Genomic DNA, 14,799 nt, shown 5'->3' on the forward strand with positions numbered 1-14,799 from the left:
CTTTATTAGTTATCATCCATTTTCAATACAGCCATGAATGCTTCTTGTGGTACTTCTACAGAACCAACAGACTTCATACGTTTTTTACCTTCTTTTTGCTTATCAAGAAGTTTACGCTTACGAGAAATGTCACCACCGTAACATTTTGCAAGTACGTTTTTACGCATCGCCTTAATTGTAGAACGGGCTACAACTTTGTTTCCGATAGTTGCCTGAATCGGCACTTCGAACTGTTGTCTTGGAATTAATTCTTTTAGTTTCTCTACAATTACTTTACCACGGTCATACGCTGAATCACGGTGCACAATAAATGATAAAGCATCCACTTGTTCATTATTTAAAAGAATATCCATTTTCACAAGTTTAGATGGTTTATAACCAATTAACTCGTAGTCAAATGATGCATATCCTTTCGTATTTGATTTCAATTGATCGAAGAAATCATATACGATTTCTGATAACGGGATTTCATATGTCAATGTAACACGCGTTTCATCTAAATATTGCATATCAATAAACGTTCCACGTTTACCTTGGCAAATTTCCATTACAGCTCCAACATAGTCATTCGGAACCATAATTGAAGCCTTCACAAACGGCTCTTCTACACGATCGATAGACTGTGGATCTGGCATATTTGATGGATTATCAACAATAACATCTTCACCGTTTGTTAAATAAACTTTATAAATAACGCTTGGCGCTGTTGTAATTAAGTCAATCTTAAATTCACGTTCAATACGTTCTTGAATGATTTCCATGTGAAGAAGTCCTAAGAAACCACAACGGAAACCAAATCCTAGCGCCTGAGATGTTTCTGGTTCAAACTCAAGAGCAGAATCATTCAATTCTAGTTTTTCTAATGCATCACGTAAGTCGTTATAACGTGCAGAATCAATCGGATATAAACCACAGAATACCATTGGGTTTAATTTACGATATCCTGCTAACGGCTCTGCAGCTGGACGTTTCGCGTGTGTAATTGTATCACCAACGCGTGTATCACCAACGTTTTTAATCGATGCTGCTAAGAAACCTACATCACCTACTGTTAACTCGTCACGTTGCGTTGTTTTCGGTGTAAACACACCTACTTCTGTTACTTCAAATTCTTTTCCAGTTGCCATCATACGTACTTTATCGCCAACTTTTACCGTTCCATTTACAACACGGATATAAGCAATTACACCGCGGTACGGATCATATAAAGAGTCGAAAATCATACATTGTAACGGCTCTTCCGAATCACCTGTCGGAGCTGGTACTTTTTCAACGATTTGTTCTAAAATTTCTTCAATACCAATCCCAGCCTTTGCTGAAGCAAGTACTGCTTCTGATGCATCTAAACCAATTACATCTTCTACCTCTTGACGCACACGTTCTGGGTCCGCACTTGGTAAGTCGATTTTATTAATTACTGGTAAAATCTCTAAATTGTTATCAAGCGCTAAATATACGTTTGCTAACGTTTGCGCTTCAATACCTTGCGCTGCATCTACTACAAGAATTGCGCCTTCACAAGCCGCTAAACTACGAGATACTTCGTACGTAAAGTCGACGTGTCCTGGTGTATCGATTAAATGAAGAATATACTCTTCACCGTCTTTTGCTTTATACGTTAATTGTACTGCGTTTAATTTAATTGTAATACCACGCTCACGCTCTAAATCCATAGAGTCAAGCAATTGAGCTTTCATTTCACGTTGTGTTAACGCGTTTGTTTTCTCTAAAATACGGTCTGCTAACGTTGACTTTCCGTGGTCAATATGAGCAATGATAGAGAAATTACGAATGTTCGACTGTCTTTTTGCTCTTTCTTCTTTATTCATCTATGTTCTCAACTCCTAATAGTCTCGCCAATATACACTAGCACTGATTATATCAATAGAGCAGCAAAGATTCAATGAAAACTCGTGCTGCTTACAATACAAATCATTCTATCTATATCTTATGCGAACAAACCATAAGAGACAAACCTTTTTCAAATTAAAGGACGGCTTTCTTACAAAACAATAGACAACCGTCCTTCCCGCTATCCTTCACTAAAAATTCCTTTTATTTTCCCAACAACTATATCCGTTCCAAACTTAGTTATATCGTAAGCAACACTTGCTATTGCCATACCAATACCTTCTACGACATTAAAACTCCTTAAGTTTTCCAGCTGTTTTTGTTTTTCAGCGGCTGAAAATACATTTCCCAAAATCTCCGATTCAGCCCCGGCACCTTCTGTTCCTGTCATATGAGCAATTTGTTCATATGACAACTGACGATACCCCTTCATACTTTTTAAACCTTGATTAGCGAGTCCCACTCCAGCTATCATCATAAGTAAACATACGACTGTACCGCATATACACAAGAGCGCAAATCGACTCAAAAAACTTCTGTTTCTTTCCATTAATGTGTATATGCCCCTGTATTATCTTGATCAATTTGATGATGTAACGCTGCATTTAAACCACTTGCTATTACATTTGCCATATCTTCAATAAACGCATCTACTTCTTTTGGAGTCACCATTAAATTATGACCAAGAGGTGATAACACTTCATAAATCAACTTTCTCTTTTCTTCGTCTTCTAACGTACCAACAGCTCCTAAAAACATATTCCTGCTCTTCTCATCCGGCATATCTTCTTCTGTTAATTTTTTCTTTTCTCCAAATGTAAAACCTGCTGGCAATAAAGAGCGTGACGGTTTGTTTCCTTCTTTCAGTTCCCGTCCAAAATGTTTCAAAATAAAATCAATTGTATCGCTTGTAATCGAGACGGCATCGACCACTGTCGGAACACCAATTGCGATAACAGGAATACCTAATGTTTCTTTACTTAGTTCCTTACGCTTATTTCCAACACCAGATCCAGGATGAATTCCTGTATCAGAAATTTGTATCGTGCTATTTACTCGTTCAATAGAACGTGCAGCTAATGCATCAATTGCGATAACAAAATCTGGTTTTATTTTCTCTATAATTCCATAAATGACGTCGCTTGTTTCAATTCCTGTAATCCCCATTACCCCCGGACGAATTGCACTAACAGGCCTGAAACCTTCTTCCACACTTTCAGGCTGCAATTTAAACAAATGTCTCGTCACCAATATATTTTCTACAACTATCGGTCCGAGTGCATCCGGTGTCACATTCCAATTCCCAAGGCCGACGATTAAACAACTCGCTTCTTTTGTAACTCCAACATCTTCTAAGAAATAAGAAAATTCTTTTGCAAAAATACGCTCTACCTTTTGCTGAAGTTCCGTATCTTGCTGCCGTATACCTTGCACCTCAAGAGTTAAATAATTCCCGGGTTTTTTCCCCATCGATTCAGATGCAATTTCATCAATAGTTACTTTCGTAATTGTAACACCCTCTTCTTCCCTCTCTTTTACAATTACTCCTTGTATCCCTTTTTGTTCTTCTTGGCGTTCTTGCAGCATTTCGTGCGCCTCTACAGCAAGGTCAGTTCTAACATTATATTTACTTAAATCTAATGGTTCTTTCATCGTATCTCCTCCGTAATTCATAGTAAATATCGTTAGATTTCCCAAAGTTATATAAGGCCATTCTTTCCTTTACGTGAAATTTCATTGATATACTATTGCAATTCTCTTCACCGTTTGATAGAATATCACTTGTTCTATGTAAGAATCGAGTCATTCGATTGCACCAGGGAGGTGAAAAGTATGGCAAACATCAAATCTGCTATCAAACGCGCTAAACTTAGCGAAGAGCGTCGTGCACATAACGCTTCTATCAAGTCTGACATGCGTTCTGCTGTTAAAACTGTAGAAGCTTTAGTTACTAATAACGATCTTGAAAATGCTAAAGAAGCTTTCAAAACTGCTTCTAAAAAACTTGACAAAGCAGCTCGTAAAGGTCTTATCCACCAAAACGCTGCAGCTCGTCAAAAATCTCGCTTAGCGAAACAAGTAAACGCGTAAGGCGTTTAAAAAACGATCCATTTGGGTCGTTTTTTTACATACAAAAAGTTCATGTACTAAGTACATGAACTTTTTGTATCATTACATATGATTTAAACGCATTAAGAAAAACTCGAGTACAAGCTTCTTATCCATCTTTCCCGTCTTCATACTGTAATCAGCTTCCGCCAATTCTATAATAACTTTTTTTAATTCTTCAAAAGAGAAAAACTTCGTTTGATTCATCGCCAACTTTACACGATACGGATGTACACCAATATGAGACGCAATTTGATTTTGTCCATAACCACGCTGTTGCAACTCTTTCACTTGATGTAGCAAGCGGAATTGACTTACTAATAACGCGAGCAGCTTAATTGGTTCTTCCTGCTGAGTAAATAATCCATCCAAAATTTGCATCGCACCCGCGATATCTTTTTTTACCACTTTCTCCGTCAAAGCAAACACATTTTGCTCAACAGATTTCGGCACAAGCTCTGCAACAAGTTTCGGTGTAACCTCTCCTCCCATACCGACGTATAACGTTAACTTGTCCATTTCCTTCGCCAACATCGTTACATTACTTCCTACAAGCTCTAACAACAAACTAACAGCTGCATTATCAATATGCACATGCACCTCATCTGCACGAGACACAATCCACTTCTGTACATCCTGCACTTGCATAGCATTCGCTTCTACTACATCCGCTGTTTTCTTTAATAGTTTTGTAATTTTTTTTCGTTCGTCTAATTTTTCATACGGCGCAACAAAAACAAGAATAGAAAAAGGAGATGGCTCCCCAATATATTCTTCCAAAATTTTTATATTTTGCTCTAATTTCTCTTTTTGTGACGTTAAAAATAACGGTGATTTTATTAATATAACTTTACGATCCCCAAAAAAGGGAAGCGTACGTGCATCCTCAACTACATCTTCTAAGTATGCCTCTTCCAAATCGTATGTCACAACATTAAACTCTCGATCTTCCTCTTCAAGCGCTTCCGTTGTAATAAGTTTTATCGTTTCATTTATAAAATAGGCTTCCGTTCCATACAGTACATACAACGAAGCAAACTGTTTCTTTTTTATTTTCTTATGTATATCACTCATACTTTTTCCTACTCCCTAACTTGGCAATATATATTTATACTAATGCCCTAGCTTTTGTTTTACAAGTACAAAGGAACAGGCTTTATAACCCGTCCCTTTATTTATATAAAACGCCACACAATAAGCCCCGGGTTTCTTATTGGTGTGCGATAATCACCTTCCCTTTATTATTTACAATAATAATTCTAGTATAAGTGCCAACTGTTAACATGCTTGGAAATGAAAAACTCACACTTCTTAGCTAACTAGAAATAGTATACAAATGCTCTATTTTTCTTCATATGGAAATTGTAGATTTTTTTCTGACAATATTTTATACTAAAATGGAATGTTGGGGAGGGATTCTAAATGAATGATTTTGAACAAAACGTTCAAAGTAAACGCAATGACGCTATTGATTCAGGGGTAGGATTTATCGTCTCATTTGGTTTTTTCGCAACACTTTTCATTATTGCAACTGTTATTAAATTCATCGGTTCTTAAAGGCTGCTGCTTAATGGCAGTCTTCTTTTTTTCATCTATTATGTATTCCATCATATGTGATTTTACTTTGAAAGGTTCCTTTTTCTCCATTAAAAACATAGGAAATAGCACCTTGCTTATCCGTGCGCCATATTTCAGTACCTATCTTCTTAAAACGCTCTATAACTTCCTTATGCGGGTGCCCATACCTATTACGTTCTCCCACAGAAATAATCGCCACACTAGGCTGTACAAGGCTTAAAAAGAGATCTGCAGACGATGTTTTACTCCCATGATGGGCGACTTTTAAAATATTAGCCCGCAACTCAGGATATGTCGATACTATAAACTCTTCTCCTGCTTCTTCTAAATCACCCGTAAATAGCCACGTTAGTCCTCCTAATTTCGCCCATATTACAATCGAGGAGTCATTTTCGCCTTTTTCTTTCCCCTTTGGAGATAATACGAAAAATTCCGCTTCATTTATCCTCCAACTCTCACCTTCTCCTACTACACTTATCTTCACTCTCTTTTCTAATGCCTGTTTCTTCAACACTTTTTCTAATACAGCATCTTGCTCCTTTCTCCCAAATACAACTTCTTTTACAGTAATAGAAGATAATAAATCCAGTGCATCACCTATATGATCCGCATCTCCATGCGTTACAATTAATTTATCAATTGTTTTTATACCTTCCTTTTGTAAAAAAGGAACAAGAATATCATGCCCAACAGAAAATTCATGTTTTTTTCTTGCCACGCTTCCTTCTTGACATGAAGCGCTCCACCTGTATCAATAAGGTAGACCCCTTTATCGTATGGGAGACGAATTAATATTGCATCTCCCTGACCAACATCAAGAAATGTAACACTCCCACTTGCGCGAAAATATGGAGATACATAATGACAAATACTAATAAGAAGAAATACACCCACAACTATGACCAAAATTTTTTTCATTATTACTCTTTCCCAGATCACAAATATACTAACAACACTAAAACAATATATAGCTACAAGAAATAAAGGAGTTTGACCAAAAGTAAGTCGGATAAAAGGGAAACTTTCACAGTAACTTAGAAAATCATTAGAAATGGTTAAACATATTGAAAGTGCATATGCAATTCCTTTTGCGAAAAACGGAATGATTGGCATACATATAAAAATAAAAATGCTACACGGTAATACAATAATGGATAGAAAAGGAACATATATAAGATTGAGGAAAATACTATAAGGAGAAAAATAACCAAAATGATATAACAAGATCGGGGTACTAGCGAGCTGTGAAATTATAGAAATATAAATAGAATTCCGAACTACCCCATTACTACGCCCTAATAATATCGGCGCAGATAGTAATAAAGCAAAACTACCTACAAATGAGAATTGGAATCCAATATTAAAAACAAGATACGGGTTGTATATAAGCATACATATGGCTGTTATACTTAGGGCATCTAGGCTAGATAAGCGAACAGAACACATGAAAGCTACCAATAATAAAACTCCTGTTATAGAAGCCCTCACAACAGATGGCGACGCCCCCGCTATGATCATATACAGAGGAATACAAACTATAAGGCATACTGTTGCTACCTCCTTCGTCACACCACTTCTTAGTAAAACAAAATACATCATAACCATTAATAATACGATATGTGATCCTGAAATTGCCAACAAATGTATAAGACCAAATTGTTGATATTGCTCTTCTACTTCAAACGTCATTTGTTGTCGATCTCCAAATAATAATGCATTCATAAACACACCTGATTGTTCTGGAAACATTTCTGTAACTTTTGAGATTGCTTGCTGCCTGAGAAGGAAAATCCATTGCACGAGTGACAACGATGTTTTTTGACATTCAGAAATGTTTGTCACATCGAATATAAAATGTATCTTTTGCTGATATAAATAATTACGATAATCAAAAGCATGAAAATTCCGAGCAGTTTGTGGTTCTTTCACCTTCCCTTTAAATTCACATGATATTCCTGCATATAAGCGTTGCAATTGCTTCTTTTCCGAAGCAGATTGAATTTTATAGTTTAACTGCACTATATTTTTATTTTGATCTTCAATTTGAAAAGAAAGGCGATCCCCATTAATAAGAGGTGTATTTTGTATAACCCCTCGTGTAACTTCGTAGGGCTCTCCTAGCGGCTTGTTTTGACTCTGAACATACGTGGTGTACATAGCGCCACTAAAACACGCTAACATACAAAAAATGAAGGTTTTACGCGAAGTACGATATAAACAAAATAAAACATAACAAACGAAACAACAAGCATTCAACAAATACGACGAGGAAAAGGCAATTGCAATCCCCATTATAAACGAGATTGCAACATAGCCCCATTGTCCCTGCAACTCATATCCACCCCTTATAGCATCATTTTTGCTTCAGTGAATACACGCTGTAATTCTTCCATTGACAAGTTATCTTTTTCTAAAGATACAAACAGTTCTTTTAGCTGCAAATGACGTTCTTGTTCCTCTAGCGATGCAATGTCATACTCTAGCGGAACGTGCTTCACTGTCACATTTGCTTGTTCAAATAACTCTATAGCATACGGATGATTTTTATAATCCTGTGCATAATAAACTGCTGTAATACCACTTTGAATAATCGCCTTGCAACATTGTAGACAAGGGAAATGCGTAACGTATATTTCCGCTTCCTCTGTTTTTACACCAAACTTCGCACATTGCAATAAAGCATTCATTTCAGCATGAATTGTACGAACACAATGATTATCAATGACGTAACAACCATCGTCTATACAATGTACACCACCTTTAATTGAACCGTTATATCCACCAGCAATAATTCGTTTATCACGAACGATCGTCGCTCCTACCGCAAGTCTTGTACACGTACTACGCAAAGATAACAGATGGCTTTGCGTCATAAAATATTGATCCCATGAAATTCGTTCCATATTTTTCACCTACTTTTTTGTCTACTTGTAGTGTAGCGAAAGAAGAAAAACTTCGTCAATCTTTTATGGAATAATTATTTGATCTTTTATTTTTTCAAGGGACTTCGTTCCAATCCCATCAATCTCCAATAAATCTTCTATTTTCCGAAACGGGCCGTGTTCTTCTCGATATTTCAAAATACTTTCCGCCTTCCGAGAACCAATACCCGTTATTTTTTCCAGTTGCTCTTTAGAAGCTGTATTTATTTGCACTTTATCCTCGCTTTTTGAAAAAGCAGCTCCTTCTTGCACTAGTTCATTTTTGTTAGGAACATAAAGAATCATTTGGTCTTGGACCATTTGTGCCAAATTCACTTTCTTCATATCTGCATCTGGCAACAAACCACCAGCTTTTTCAACCGCGTCCTTCACCCGGTCCCCTTCCTTCATTTCATACACACCCTCTTTAAAAACCGCTCCTTTTACACCAATTATAATTATTTTCTTTTGTTCCTTTGTATCCGATACTTTCGGTTTTCTTTTTTTCTCCACATCTTTCGCTTGAACATCCATTGTAATGAGTGATTGTTCTGTATGCTGGTTCGTTTTCCAGAAAAAAAGGAATATCACAGTGCCAATAATAACTACTAATCCCAACCATTTTTTCGGAAAATCCCACATCATTTTACACCTCTAATCATAAATTTATAACATCATTCATATTGTTTAGGAGAACGCTGTTACGAAGGAGGGATGAAACATTGAATATAGGAATTATAGGGACAGGGAACATGGGGAATATACTAATCGATGCATTTTTAGAAACCCGTGCTGTCAAACCTTCGTGCCTTACTATTATTAATCGGACGCCTGCCAAAGCATATCATATAAAAGAAAAATACCCTTCTGTTCATATAGCCAAAACAATCCAAGAGGTAATCGAACAATCGCAGCTTATTTTCATTTGCGTAAAACCGATAGATATATATCCTATCCTACAAAAATACGCTGAACATTTCTCTGATGAAAAGTGCTTAGTTTCTATCACAAGCCCAATATCTCCAGCACAATTAGAAACACTTGTACCTTGCCATGTCGCGCGTATCATTCCAAGCATCACAAACCGCGCTTTATCCGGCGCATCACTTTTTACCTTTGGAAATAACTGCTCTGAAGAATGGCAGCAAAAACTAATTCGTCTATTCAAAAACATTTCTACTCCCCTTGTTATAGAAGAAAATATAACGCGCGTTTCATCTGATATAGCAAGCTGTGGCCCTGCTTTTTTTAGTTATTTATTACAATGTTTCATTAACGCTGCTGTAGATAAAACAAATATTACACATGAAGAAGCCACTACTTTAGTAAGTGAAATGGTCATTGGAATGGGGAAATTACTTGAAAAAGAGATTTTCACATTACCCACATTACAAGAAAAGGTATGTGTCAAAGGCGGTGTTACAGGAGAAGGTATTCGCATTTTAGAAGAGCACGTCGGGGATATGTTCCATAAATTAATTGAACGGACACATGAGAAATTTGATGAAGATTTAAAGTGCGTTGAGCAGCAATTCAATAAACACACATAATAAATACGCCATCGTAATTCCAAATCCTTTTTATTAATACGTATCTTTTTCATACTACATTTTCACTAAAATTAGCATTTTTACACTTTACACATTTCATCTTTTTATTTTTCTAGAACTAAAACTACATCTTTTCTATAAAACAAAAGCAACCTTATCGGTTGCTTTTGTTTTATCCATTCTTCTTCGCCATAAAAAAGATGCGCTCTGTTTGTTCCGTCACTTCAATTCGTTCAAAATCACCTGTGACGCGAAGCACCGTAAACCCAGATTCTTCAAGCCATTTCGTTAACACTTCAACCGAATATGCACGCTGCACGTGACATTCGTCAAAACGATGATACACATCTTCTTCTGAATCTTGTACAAAGAATGTCAAATCATGTTCCACACTATCTGATTCTTCTCCAGGGAAGCAGTTCCAAATAAGTGATATTTCTTCGCCATTCACTGTATATGTTTCATTTTGAAATACGTGATGTATTTTATATAAAGAGTGTACATCGAATAAAAACAAGCCATCCTGACGTAAATGGTGGAAAACTCTTCTAAATGTTTCTTGTACTCCATCTTCTTGCAATACATAGTTTAATGAGTCACAAAAGATTGTCACACAATCAAATTCACCAGGAACATCGAGCTCTCTCATGTCCTGTTGGTAAAAAGGAATAAAGTAACCTTCTCCCCCCAATTTCTGCTGTGCGACAGTTAACATTTCTTCCGAAAGATCTACACCAATTAAATCATAACCTTTTCGCACAAGCGGAAGTGTTACGTTACCAGTTCCACATGCTACGTCAAGAATTTTTGCCTCTTTCATAGATGCCTGTTGCAAACTTTCTTCTGTGAATTCCACCCATTTATCATAAGGGACATCATTCATCAGTTCGTCATACAGCAATGCAAATTGTTCGTATTTCATTGATCTAACTCATCTGCGATATCTTCACGTGGCACATCGCCCCATAGACGCTCTAAATTGTAGTGATCACGCTCATCTTTATGGAATACATGTGCAACTACATCACCAAGGTCTACTAAAACCCAACGTGCTTCATCAAAACCTTCCATACGTTGAACATCAATTTTCAACTCATGTGCCTTCGACTTAATTTCACGTGCAATTGCTTGCACTTGCTTGTCTGAATTCCCGTGACAAATAATAAAATAGTCAGCAATTGGTGAAATTCCTTGCATATTTAGTACAACCATATCTTCTGCTCTCTTATCATCAGCTGCTTTTGCCGCTAATACTAATAACTCTTTATCTTTCATTTAGTAATTTCCTCCTTGATAACTGCGTTGTATGTTTGGAATGTTAATGGATAAATCGTTTGATCTTTTTCCATTAAAAATTGAATTGTTCGCTTTAAAGCAAACAATAAAGCTTTATTTATATCTTTATATGCGAGTTTTCTCGCTTCGTCCACACCAGGAAATTTACGACCTGGTTCAATGTAATCTGCCACATAAATAACTTTATCTAACATTGTCATTTTTTCATGACCACTTGTATGATATGTAATAGCTTGTAGAATTTCAGGATCAGTAATGCCCACTTCTTTTTCTACTAAGTATGCCCCAACAGGTGCATGCCATAACTCTTTGTTATAGTGAAGTAGATCCTTCGGCAAAGCTTCTCTCTTAATAATCTCTTCCATTTCTGGAATCGCTCTACATTTTGCATAATCGTGAAATATAGCAGCTATCTCTGCCTTTTTCTCATCTACACCATATAACCGAGCAAGTTCAATCGCTGTTTCCATTACACCAATCGTGTGTATATAACGTTTTTCATGCATTTGTTGTTCGACAATTTTAAGTGCTTTTTCACGATTCATACAACCCATTCCTCTCGATATATACCTGTACTTTTTCAGGAAGTAAATATTTGCACGTTTTCTTCTCCATGTATCTCTCACGCAACAAAGAGGAAGAAACTGCAAACTCTGGAATTTCCACTTTTACGATATCATAAGGCGTATGCAATGTATAACCTGGTCTTGCAACTCCAACAAAAGTTACAAGCTTGAGTAACTCCTCAATGTTATACCATTTCGGTAAATACTCAACCATGTCTCCGCCAATAATAAAGTGAAACTGTACATCCGGATACTTCTTTGTTAATTGTAACATTGTGTCATACGTATAAGATGGGCCTTCTCTGTTTAGCTCTTCTAAACAAATTGAAAAGTATGCTTCTTCTTCAGTCGCCATTTGCAGCATGTTTAATCGGTTGTTCACACTCGTAATGTTACGGCCTTGTTTGTGCGGCGGAATTTGGTTTGGCAAAAACCATACCTCTTCCAAATTTAGCGCATGATACACTTCATTCGCAATTAACAAATGCCCATTATGAGGTGGATCAAATGTGCCGCCAATAATGCCAATTTTTCTCAAAAGAAACGCTCCTTCCTTTTACATACAGCAACTCTCCCCATAAACATTCGAAGAGAGTCTACTGTTAATAAAAGTTCAATTGGTTTCGCTCTCTACATATCAAGCGTCAATTACGAAACAACTCACTTACACCTTTTATCGTGGAAGCTTAATTTGCTTATTTTCTCTTGATTCTTTGTATAAAACAATTGTGCTTCCAATTACTTGAACGATTTCAGCACGTGCACCTTGTGCAAGCTCTTCTGCAACTTCACGGCGATCAAATTCACAGTTTTGTAACACGCTCACTTTGAATAATTCACGTGCTTCTAAAGTGTCTGCAATTTGTTTAATCATATTTTCATTTACGCCGCCTTTTCCAACTTGAAAAATCGGTGTTAAATGATGTGCCTGCGCACGTAAAAATCTTTTTTGTTTTCCTGTTAACATATAATTAGCCTCCAAGCTTTCTCATTACTAATTGTTTCATTCTATCAATATTCGGCACACGACCTGTCCACATTTCAAATGCAAGTGCACCTTGATAAACGAACATATCGATTCCATTTTGAATTGTTGCACCTTGTGCTTTCGCATCGCCTAAAATTTTCGTCTCAAATGGATTATAAATAATATCAGAAACAATCGTTCCTTGTTTCAACGAACGAATTTCTAGCGGTGCATACTCAACATGCGGATGCATGCCTATCGTTGTTGTTTGAATGATAATATCATATTCCCCTTGAACTTCCGCTGCGCGTTCTAGCGATAGAGCATGTGAATTAACATTTCCCATGCATCCAGCGATAAGATTTTCCGCCTTATCTACAGTACGATTAGCAATATCAATTGCTTTCACACCTACATCTGCAAGTGAAAAGTAAATAGCTCGACTAGCACCGCCTGCACCGATTAATAAAATACGTTTCTCTTGAAGCGGATCTTTACTAATTGACTGTAAGGCACGAACAAAACCAATTCCATCCGTATTATACCCAATCAATTTTCCCTCTCGATGAACGACCGTATTTACTGCACCGATTTGCTCTGCTAGCGGGGCAACTTCATCTAGATACTCCATAATTGCAACTTTGTGCGGAGTTGTTACATTAAACCCTGAAATTCCTAATGCTTTTAAACCTTTTACTGCTTCCCCTAACGTTTCTTCTTCTACAAGAAACGCGTGATAGTGGGCATCCATATTCAAGTGTTCAAATGCATCGTTATGCATAACGGGTGATAATGAATGTCCAATTGGATTTCCGATTACACCATATAATTGTTTCATAAATCCCTCTCCATATTAAATTAAAGATTTACGTAATGAAACACTTACTCCTTTTGGTACATGAGCAACAATTTTCGCTCCTGATTCATTTACAGTAACCCAGCCCAATCCAGAGAATACAACGTCCGTTTTCGGTTCACGAATATTAAATTCATATTTCACAAACTCAGGCATATTTTCTAATTCTTCTGGTGTCGGTGGATTCAATAATTCCCCAGCATGTCTTTCGTACAATTCATCAGCCTTTTCGAGCTTTGTGCGATGGATTGTTAAACGGTTTGAGAAATGACAAGTGAATGCACGACGGCCTCCACTTACATAATCAAATCGTGCTAATCCGCCAAAGAATAATGTTTGTTCCTCATTTAATTGGAATACCATTGGCTTAATCTCTGTAGTCGGTGTAATAAGCTTTAAGCTTTGTTTCCCAACATAATGGGCCATTTGATGATGATTAATAATACCCGGTGTATCATATAGAGATGATGCTTCATCTAATGGAATATCAATTAAATCAAGTGTTGTTCCTGGGAAATGAGATGTTGTAATTACATTCTCAGTTTCATCACTAAACTCTTTAATCATACGATTAATAAATGTTGATTTACCAACATTCGTACATCCGACAACATAAACGTCTTTGCCTCCGCGGTAATACTCAATTGCCTCAGCAAGTTCAGTAATCCCTTGCCCTTTAGCTGCACTAATTAAAAAGACATCTTCTGGTTTTAAACCAAGTTGCTTTGCACTATAGCGCATCCAATGTTTTACTTTATCATGCTTAACTGACTTTGGAATTAAGTCAGCCTTATTCCCTACAAGTAATACTTTATTATTCCCTACAAAACGATGTAAGCCTGGTAACCAGCTACCATTAAAATCGAAAATATCTACGATTTTGACCACTAATGCGTCTGATTGTCCAATTCCATTCAAAATGCGAAGGAAATCATCATCTGTTAAAGATACATCTTGAATTTCGTTATAATGTTTCAAACGAAAACAGCGTTGGCAAATTACTTGTTCTTTCTCTAAAGACGATGCAGGAGCGTATCCTACTTCATTTTTATTTTCTGTTTGAATTTCTACACCGCAACCAATACATTTAATTGTTTCAGTCAAA

Annotated in this window: 16 protein-coding genes and 1 pseudogene; 3 read left to right on the forward strand and 14 right to left on the reverse strand. The window is 36.7% G+C overall.

The genetic code is table 11. The annotated features are described in order from the left end of the window. Positions 1-5: 5 nt before the first annotated feature. The 3 genes from lepA to gpr form a co-directional block, all read right to left on the reverse strand. Entirely contained in the window at positions 6-1,829 is a 1,824-nt protein-coding gene (lepA, locus tag VK90_RS09335; RefSeq protein ID WP_048372247.1) for an elongation factor 4, read from the reverse strand. 203 nt (positions 1,830-2,032) lie between these two features. Then, positions 2,033-2,401, reverse strand: coding sequence for a YqxA family protein (locus tag VK90_RS09340; protein WP_053081398.1), 369 nt, complete (start codon positions 2,399-2,401; stop codon positions 2,033-2,035). Continuing rightward, the gene (gene gpr / locus VK90_RS09345; protein ID WP_048372248.1) at positions 2,401-3,504 is read right to left on the reverse strand and encodes a GPR endopeptidase; all 1,104 of its coding nucleotides are present in this window, start codon (positions 3,502-3,504) and stop codon (positions 2,401-2,403) included. Before gpr ends, VK90_RS09340 begins: the two co-directional genes overlap by 1 nt. Positions 3,505-3,684: 180 nt before the next feature. On the opposite strand from gpr, the gene rpsT reads away from it, so the two are divergent. Further along, positions 3,685-3,942: a 30S ribosomal protein S20 gene (gene rpsT, locus VK90_RS09350; protein WP_001274011.1), complete on the forward strand. Its 258-nt coding sequence runs from the start codon at positions 3,685-3,687 to the stop codon at positions 3,940-3,942. A gap of 81 nt (positions 3,943-4,023) precedes the next feature. On the opposite strand, the gene holA is transcribed toward rpsT, so the two are convergent. Beyond that, positions 4,024-5,034 carry a DNA polymerase III subunit delta gene (gene holA, locus VK90_RS09355; RefSeq protein WP_048372250.1) on the reverse strand — a complete coding sequence of 337 codons (1,011 nt, stop codon included), beginning with the start codon at positions 5,032-5,034 and terminating at the stop codon, positions 4,024-4,026. 348 nt (positions 5,035-5,382) lie between these two features. On the opposite strand from holA, the gene VK90_RS09360 reads away from it, so the two are divergent. Further along, on the forward strand, positions 5,383-5,517 hold the full coding sequence (locus VK90_RS09360) for a YqzM family protein (protein ID WP_000997609.1): 135 nt from the start codon (positions 5,383-5,385) through the stop codon (positions 5,515-5,517). A gap of 31 nt (positions 5,518-5,548) precedes the next feature. On the opposite strand, the pseudogene VK90_RS09365 reads toward VK90_RS09360, so the two are convergent. The 3 genes and pseudogenes from VK90_RS09365 to VK90_RS09375 form a co-directional block, all read right to left on the reverse strand. Further along, a pseudogene (locus VK90_RS09365) lies at positions 5,549-7,869 on the reverse strand (DNA internalization-related competence protein ComEC/Rec2). Positions 7,870-7,883: 14 nt separating this feature from the next. Next, on the reverse strand, positions 7,884-8,441 hold the full coding sequence (locus tag VK90_RS09370) for a ComE operon protein 2 (RefSeq protein ID WP_048372253.1): 558 nt from the start codon (positions 8,439-8,441) through the stop codon (positions 7,884-7,886). Positions 8,442-8,504: 63 nt separating this feature from the next. Further along, entirely contained in the window at positions 8,505-9,104 is a 600-nt protein-coding gene (locus VK90_RS09375; protein WP_048372255.1) for a helix-hairpin-helix domain-containing protein, read from the reverse strand. A gap of 77 nt (positions 9,105-9,181) precedes the next feature. Here VK90_RS09375 and comER point away from each other — a divergent pair, with 77 nt between their 5' ends. Further along, a complete protein-coding gene (comER, locus tag VK90_RS09380) occupies positions 9,182-10,009 on the forward strand; it encodes a late competence protein ComER (RefSeq protein ID WP_048372257.1) in 828 nt (275 codons plus the stop codon). A 172-nt stretch (positions 10,010-10,181) separates the two neighbouring features. On the opposite strand, the gene VK90_RS09385 is transcribed toward comER, so the two are convergent. The 7 genes from VK90_RS09385 to yqeH form a co-directional block, all read right to left on the reverse strand. Then, positions 10,182-10,931 (reverse strand): class I SAM-dependent DNA methyltransferase, encoded by a 750-nt coding sequence (locus tag VK90_RS09385; protein WP_025147395.1) that lies wholly within the window; start codon positions 10,929-10,931, stop codon positions 10,182-10,184. After that, positions 10,928-11,284 (reverse strand): ribosome silencing factor, encoded by a 357-nt coding sequence (gene rsfS / locus VK90_RS09390; protein WP_025147394.1) that lies wholly within the window; start codon positions 11,282-11,284, stop codon positions 10,928-10,930. Before rsfS ends, VK90_RS09385 begins: the two co-directional genes overlap by 4 nt. Next, positions 11,281-11,850 (reverse strand): bis(5'-nucleosyl)-tetraphosphatase (symmetrical) YqeK, encoded by a 570-nt coding sequence (yqeK, locus tag VK90_RS09395; RefSeq protein WP_048372260.1) that lies wholly within the window; start codon positions 11,848-11,850, stop codon positions 11,281-11,283. Before yqeK ends, rsfS begins: the two co-directional genes overlap by 4 nt. Then, positions 11,840-12,409 carry a nicotinate-nucleotide adenylyltransferase gene (locus VK90_RS09400; RefSeq protein WP_025147392.1) on the reverse strand — a complete coding sequence of 190 codons (570 nt, stop codon included), beginning with the start codon at positions 12,407-12,409 and terminating at the stop codon, positions 11,840-11,842. Before VK90_RS09400 ends, yqeK begins: the two co-directional genes overlap by 11 nt. 135 nt (positions 12,410-12,544) lie before the next feature. After that, positions 12,545-12,838 (reverse strand): ribosome assembly RNA-binding protein YhbY, encoded by a 294-nt coding sequence (yhbY, locus tag VK90_RS09405; RefSeq protein WP_048372262.1) that lies wholly within the window; start codon positions 12,836-12,838, stop codon positions 12,545-12,547. A 4-nt stretch (positions 12,839-12,842) separates the two neighbouring features. Then, the gene (gene aroE / locus VK90_RS09410; RefSeq protein ID WP_048372264.1) at positions 12,843-13,676 is read right to left on the reverse strand and encodes a shikimate dehydrogenase; all 834 of its coding nucleotides are present in this window, start codon (positions 13,674-13,676) and stop codon (positions 12,843-12,845) included. Positions 13,677-13,691: 15 nt separating this feature from the next. Beyond that, a complete protein-coding gene (gene yqeH / locus VK90_RS09415; RefSeq protein ID WP_048372267.1) occupies positions 13,692-14,798 on the reverse strand; it encodes a ribosome biogenesis GTPase YqeH in 1,107 nt (368 codons plus the stop codon). Between the last annotated feature and the right edge of the window lies 1 nt (position 14,799).

Origin of the sequence: Bacillus sp. LK2 (assembly GCF_001043575.1) — a bacterium.
Classification (GTDB): Bacteria; Bacillota; Bacilli; order Bacillales; family Bacillaceae_G; genus Bacillus_A; species Bacillus_A paramycoides.